The organism is Wenzhouxiangella sp. XN79A (assembly GCF_012272825.1).
Lineage (GTDB): Bacteria > Pseudomonadota > Gammaproteobacteria > Xanthomonadales > Wenzhouxiangellaceae.
Genome location: NZ_JAAWWS010000120.1, coordinates 1 through 6,282, shown reverse-complemented (window position 1 = coordinate 6,282; position 6,282 = coordinate 1). Strand labels below are relative to the sequence as shown.

Annotated in this window: 5 protein-coding genes; 4 read left to right on the top strand and 1 reads right to left on the bottom strand. The window is 68.8% G+C overall.

What is annotated here, in order from left to right; genetic code table 11:
• Positions 1 to 167 precede the first annotated feature (167 nt).
• Both HFP89_RS00335 and HFP89_RS00330 read left to right on the top strand, forming a co-directional pair.
• Complete coding sequence (locus HFP89_RS00335) at positions 168 to 707, top strand: DUF1566 domain-containing protein (RefSeq protein WP_168715648.1); 540 nt, start codon at positions 168 to 170, stop codon at positions 705 to 707.
• 173 nt (positions 708 to 880) lie between these two features.
• Complete coding sequence (locus tag HFP89_RS00330; RefSeq protein ID WP_168715647.1) at positions 881 to 3,175, top strand: Ig-like domain-containing protein; 2,295 nt, start codon at positions 881 to 883, stop codon at positions 3,173 to 3,175.
• A gap of 135 nt (positions 3,176 to 3,310) precedes the next feature.
• Here HFP89_RS00330 and HFP89_RS00325 read toward each other — a convergent pair whose 3' ends face one another.
• Positions 3,311 to 4,648, bottom strand: coding sequence for a M24 family metallopeptidase (locus HFP89_RS00325; RefSeq protein WP_206212158.1), 1,338 nt, complete (start codon positions 4,646 to 4,648; stop codon positions 3,311 to 3,313).
• Positions 4,649 to 4,745: 97 nt separating this feature from the next.
• Here HFP89_RS00325 and HFP89_RS00320 point away from each other — a divergent pair, with 97 nt between their 5' ends.
• Positions 4,746 to 5,630, top strand: a complete 885-nt coding sequence (locus HFP89_RS00320; RefSeq protein WP_168715645.1) for an aminotransferase class IV — start codon at positions 4,746 to 4,748, stop codon at positions 5,628 to 5,630.
• 276 nt (positions 5,631 to 5,906) lie between these two features.
• Positions 5,907 to 6,282: hypothetical protein (locus HFP89_RS00315; protein ID WP_206212157.1), on the top strand; the 376-nt coding region annotated here is incomplete at its 3' end.

Below are 6,282 nucleotides of genomic sequence, written 5' to 3'. Positions count from 1 at the left end.
CCGGCGATCGCGATCGGCCACTTCCCGTTCACCGACGGGACCTACTGGACCGACACGCCGATGGCCGCGCAGCCCGATTCGGCCTGGGTGGTGGACTTCGTCGACGGCGCGGCGGTGGTGGAACTGAAATCGACCGGGCAGAAGGTCCGGCTGGTGCGGGAGATTCCATGATGACCATCCACAAGACCCTGCAGTTCGGACTGCTGCTCGCTGCAGCGGCGCTGACTCCGACGGCCCTCGCCCAGTGCGCCGGCGGCAACGAGAACGGCTTCGTGCCGGCCAGCACGCCGAGCGAGGACTTCCGCGAACAGGCCGACGGCACGGTCCTCCACACCCCGAGCCGGCGCGTCTGGCAGCGCTGCGCCCTGGGCCAGAGTTGGGACGGGACGACCTGCACCGGGACCGCGACCCGGCTGAGCTGGTCGGCGGCGCTGGCCGCGGCCGAGGCGCACGAACAGGCCGGCTTCGACGACTGGCGCGTGCCGAACCGCAACGAGCTGGCGTCGATCATCGAGGACCGCTGCTTCGGTCCCGCGCTGAATGCCGTGGCCTTTCCGGTCGCGCCGGTCGACGGCTACTGGACCTCCTCGCCGGTGACCGACGGGCTCGAACAGGCCTGGCGCATCGACTTCGCCGACGGCCTCATCGAGCCGGCCTCGACCGGCACCCTGCAGGTCGTGCGGCTGGTCCGCGGCGGGCCGTGGTGATGCCCATCGACTGGATCAACGCCCGTCCCCGGCCGCCGGGAAATCGCTTGTACGATTGAGTGAATGAGCGATTTGAGCCTGCCCGAGCAACCCGACGCGCGTACCCGCCTTGCCGTCACCGGCTCTGGCATGGACAATAGCCGGTCCAGCTTCGGCCAGTCCAGGGGAATTCCATGCGCCGCCATTTGTTCGTGTTCGTCATCGCCGGTGTCTTCGCCGGTTCGTCCTTCGCCTCCGACTCCGTCAGCGTGTCCGGCAGTGAAGGCAACGCGCGCGTCGATTACGCCGGCGACGACTGGCGCGTCGGTCTCGGTCTTTCCGACGAGGGCGACGTGGTGGCCGAGCTGCTCGGCGTGCTGGCCATGGGCGAGCGCGATTCCTGGGTCGCCGAAGGCTGGTACCAGGACGGCGCCGGCGGTGTCAAACTCAACTATCACTGGCTGCCCGGCGAAGGCAATCCGGCCCTGCAGGAGGAGCTGCCGGGGGTCTACAAGCTGTACGTGGCCGCCGATCAGAACCGCTGGGACGACCGCAAGCTCAGCGTCGGTGCCGGCTACGAGAAGAAGGACGTGTTCTGGTCGACCCAGTTCTCGTTCGGCTTGACCGACGAGCGGCAGGTCGACGATTTCAGCCAGGTGTTCGAGGACTTCGTGTTCGGCGAGGATACCGGCGGCCGGCCGTTCCGCCAGCTGCAGACCACCACCGTACTGACCGAGACCTTCGAACAGGCCTACGACTACGGCGTCGGCGCCCGGATCGGGCGGTTCTTCGATGAACCCGATATTCGGGTCCAGGCCGGTCTCGACTACGAGTGGGGCGATTTCGATTCCGACCAGATCACGCTGTCCGGTACCGCGGAGAAGTTCTTCACCGGCACCGGCCACAGCCTGGCGCTGTCGGTCGAGCGGTTCCGCAAGTCCGGTGATTTCGAGCAGCGCGACGACGACACCCGGGCCACGCTGATCTGGCGTTACGCCTTCGGTCAGAGCTACCGCCCGCGCTCGGCCGAAATCGATATCGCGCCGGCATCGGCAGCGACCGAAGCACCGCCGGCCGCGCCGGCCGAACGGACCGAGACGCGCGTGGTGCGCAACAACGTCGACATGGAAGCCGATGCCTTCTTCGGCCTCGACAGCGCCGAGATCCGTGCCGATTCGCGCGCGCGCCTGCAGCAGGTCGCCGACCTGATCACCCGCGGCGAGATCATCGGCCGCGTCAGCGTGGTCGGTCACACCTGCGACCTCGGCCCCGAGCGCTACAACGAAACGCTGTCGAACCGGCGCGCCGAGGCGGTCAAGCAGGAACTCGTGGCGCTCGGCGTCGACCCCGAGGCGATCGTGACCGACGGTCGCGGCGAATCCGAGCCGCGGGTGCCGAACACCTCCGACGAGAATCGGCAGCTCAACCGGCGCGTCGACGTGCAATTCATCCGCGTGGTCGAGCGCGAGGAAACCGTGCGGGTACCGGCCGAGCCGGAGCCGCAGGCGGTGACCATTCACGAAGAGCCGGTCGAAGAGGTCCCGGCCTGGGTGCTGCGCGCGCTGCGCAACCCGGCCCAGCACAAGCGCACCGTCGATGTCTACCGCTTCGAGCGCACCACGACCACGGTCGACCTCGGCGAGCGTGAGTTCCTGAACCGCGCCCCGCAGGCCGAGAACGACACCGCCACGGCCTCGCGCAACGGCGGTGAGCTGTTCATCGACGTGCTGGCCAACGACAGCGACCCCGACGGCGATCCGCTGACCGTCGTCAGCGTCACCCAGCCGGCCTCCGGATCGGTGGCCAACAGCGGCGACTTCATCACCTACACCCCGGCCGAAGGCTTCGAGGGCGAGGACAGCTTCAGCTACGTCGTCTCCGACGGCGAGGAGACGGCGACCGCGACGGTGACGGTGACCGTGGACAACGACGCGCCGATCGCGCAGCCCGACACCGCAGAGACCTTCTCCGGCTCACCGGTGGTGATCGATGTGCTGGCCAACGACTCGGATCCGAACGGCGACGCGCTGACCCTGGTCTCGGTGTCGTCGGCCAGCGCCGGCACCGCCAGCATCGTCGGCGACGGTGTGCGCTACCAGTCCGATGCCGGCTTCACCGGCACGGATTCCTTCACCTACACCGTGCGCGATGCCGGCGGGGCCGAGGTCACCGGCGAAGTCACCGTGACCGTCTTGCCCGAACCGGTCAACAACCCGCCGGTGGCGCAGGACGACCTGCTGGTGACCGACATGACCAGCATCGCCTTCGCCGACGTGCTGGCCAACGACAGCGACCCCGATGGCGATCCGCTGGTCATCGTCCAGCTTCTGGAGCTGCCGGGCAGCGGGGTGGCGAGAATCTCGATCACCGAGGACAACCGGATCCGGTTCGAGCCGACCGGCTGGCTGGGCGCGCCGCTGCAGATCCGCTATCGCATCAGCGACGGTCGCGGCGGGTTCGCCGAGGCGATTCTCGAGATCAAGTGCTGAGGCATCGAGCGCAGCGCCGGCGCTGCGCGGCGGCGTACGGCAGATGATGCGCCCGGCGCGATGGTCGCGGCCGGGCGGATGCGCCGGCCGCATTCACCGGGCCGGGCGCGATGATGGAACGATCGGTCGGGACGCTCAGCGAACCACGTGCCAGCCGGTCTGCCGGCCGGCAGCGTAGATCACCCGTTCGCCGTCGTAGATCGCGGTCTGCTCGAGCTTGATCTGGACGTGCTGGCCGTCCCAGCGCTCCAGCGCAACGGCGATGTTGCCTTCGATGGCATAGGCGCTGTTCGGGTACAGCGGCCAGTCGCCGGTGTTCGGGATCGCCGCCGGCTGGTCCCACATGCCGATGGTCGGCCCGGGGCCGTGGCCGACGAAGCCGATCGGATGGGTGTAGACATTGAACGACCACGGCTTGCCCTGCATCGATGCCTGGGCCGCGGCGAGGATCTCGTTGCCGGTGCGGCCGGTGACGAACTCGGCGGTCAGCAGGTCCTGCCAGCGGTTGCCCTCGGCCAGCGCGTCGACCAGGTCGGCCGGCACCTCCGATTCGCCGAGTTTCAGCACGTAGCCCATCTCCTGGGTGTCCGTGCACAGCTTCAGGTAGCAGATGCCGACGTCGGTGTGCAGCACGTCGCCGCGCTGGATCACGCCCTCGACGCCGCAGAACGGCGTGTCGGCGGCGCAGTCCTGGCCGGGGCGCTGGACGTTGACGTAGGGCATGAACCAGATCGGCAGGCCCAGCGACTCGAAACGCTCGCGCAGGTACCAGGCGACATCGTCGGTGGTGGTCACGCCGGGCGTGATGACCCGGTTCGAAAAGCCCTCGGCGATCACGCCGCGGGCCAGGCCGACGACGTGGGCGTAGAGATCCTGCTCCGCGGCGGTGCGGGTTTCCAGCCAGCGCACGACCAGCGCCTCGGCCGACACGACGCGGTCTTCGAGTTCGTCGGGCAGCGCGTCGAGGAGTTTGCGATGCAGGCCCAGGGTCAGCCCGTCGGCTTCCGGCCAGGTGCTGGAGGTGTTGATCCCGATGCGCTCGGGGTCGAGTTCGGCGATCAACGCAGCCAGCGCGGCCCATTGTTCCTCCAGGTCGCCGCCCGACCACTTCGATTCGTAGGGCTCGCCGAGCGGGTAGCGGTTGACCGTCATCGGCTGGACGCTGCCGTCGTCGGTGCGGTGGAACAGCAGCATCGTGGTCCGCCGCGCCGCGAAGCTCGGCTGCGGGACCAGTGTGAAGTAGACCGGGTCTTCGGCGTACTCGCGGTTGAGCACCAGCCACAGGTCGATGCCGGTCTCGGCCATCAGCTCGGGCAGCAGGTTGGCCAGCCGGTCGGCGACGATGGCGTTCTCGACCGCGGGCCGCTCGCGCGGGTCGAGCACGGCGCGGCCGGGTTCGGCCGGGGCGGCCGAGACGGTGCAGGCCAATGGAAGCAGGAGGGTTGCCAGCAGCAGGGGGCGCGGTGCGATCATGTTCTGTCCGTACGGGAAACCGGCCGCCATTCTGCCGCAGCCCGGGCGGCGGTGTCATCCGGCTACACTCGGGCCGGACGCAACGGACTTCCGATCGATGGCGCACGACAACGAGTACCTCATCTGGGTCAATGGCGAACTGGTGGCCGAGCGCGACGCGAAGGTGTCGGTGTTCGATTCCGGGTTCGTGCTCGGCGACGGCGTCTGGGAAGGCGTACGCGTGGTCGGCGGCCGGCCGGCCTTCCTCGCCGCCCATCTCGATCGGCTGGCCGAGGGGGCGAAGGCGCTGTTCATGAACGACCTGCCCACGCGCGAGGCCCTGACCGGCGCGGTCGAGCAGGTCATCGAGGGCAATGGCCTGATCGACGACGCCCACCTGCGGATCATGCTGACCCGCGGCGTCAGGCGCGAGCCGTACCAGGACCCGCGCCTGGTCGAAGGCGGGCCCACGCTGGTCATCATCCCGGGTCATCACCCGGTGACCGAGGCCGCGCTGACCACGCCGCTGAGGCTGTTCACCGTGCACGTCAGGCGCGGTGCGCCGGACGTGCAGGACCCGGGCATCAACAGCCACAGCAAGCTCAACTGCATCCTGGCCTGCATCCAGGGTGCCGTGGCCGGGGCCGACGAAGCGCTGATGCTCGACCCGCACGGCTTCGTCGCGACCTGCAATTCGACGCACTTTTTCATCGTCAGGAACGGCACCGTGATGACCTCCGACGGCCGCTACTGCCTCGGCGGCATCACCCGCGGTCACGTCCTCGAGCTGTGCGCCGCCAACGACATTCCGCACGCGGCCACGACCTTTACCCTGACCGACGTCTATGCCGCCGACGAGGCCTTCATCACCGGCACGCTGTCGGGCCTGAAGCCGGTCGGAACCGTCGATGGACGGACGATCGGGACGGGCGTGCGAGGTCCGGTGACCGAGCGCTTGCAGGCACTGTATGCGGACTTGCTCGCCAGCGAGGTGAGTCGATGAATCCGAAGACGATTCGCGCGCAAGCGCCCTCCAACAGGCGAGGTGGCGGGACCGAAGGCGAAGTCTGTTGGAGGCCGCTTGCGGGCGAACCGTCGCTGGGGAGCAGATATGCAAGACGCTGGATCCCGGATCGAGTCCGGGACGACACGAGAGGGAGGCGTTCGGTTCGACTCGATCGCGCGCAAGCGCCCTCCAACAGGCGAGGTGGCGGGACCGAAGGCGAAGTCTGTTGGAGGCCGCTTGCGGGCGAAGGTCTGATCGAGCAGGGCGCGCGGTATGGCTGCTGACTCGCCCATCCGCATCGCCATGTGGTCCGGCCCGCGCAACATCTCCACGGCGATGATGCGCGCCTTCGAGAACCGGGTCGACACCGCGGTCGTCGACGAGCCGCTCTACGGCGCCTGGCTGGCCGAGACCGGCGAATCGCACCCGATGGCCGCAGAGATCATCGAGGCAATGGAGACCGACTGGCGCGCGGTCTGGCGGCAGCTGGCCGGGCCGGTGCCGGGCGGCAAGGCGGTCTGGTACCAGAAGCACATGACGCACCACCTGCTGCCGGCGATGCTCGATCGCGAATGGCTGGGTGGCTTCACCCACGCCTTCCTGATCCGCGACCCGCGCTCGGTCGTCGCCTCGTACCTGAACAAGCGCG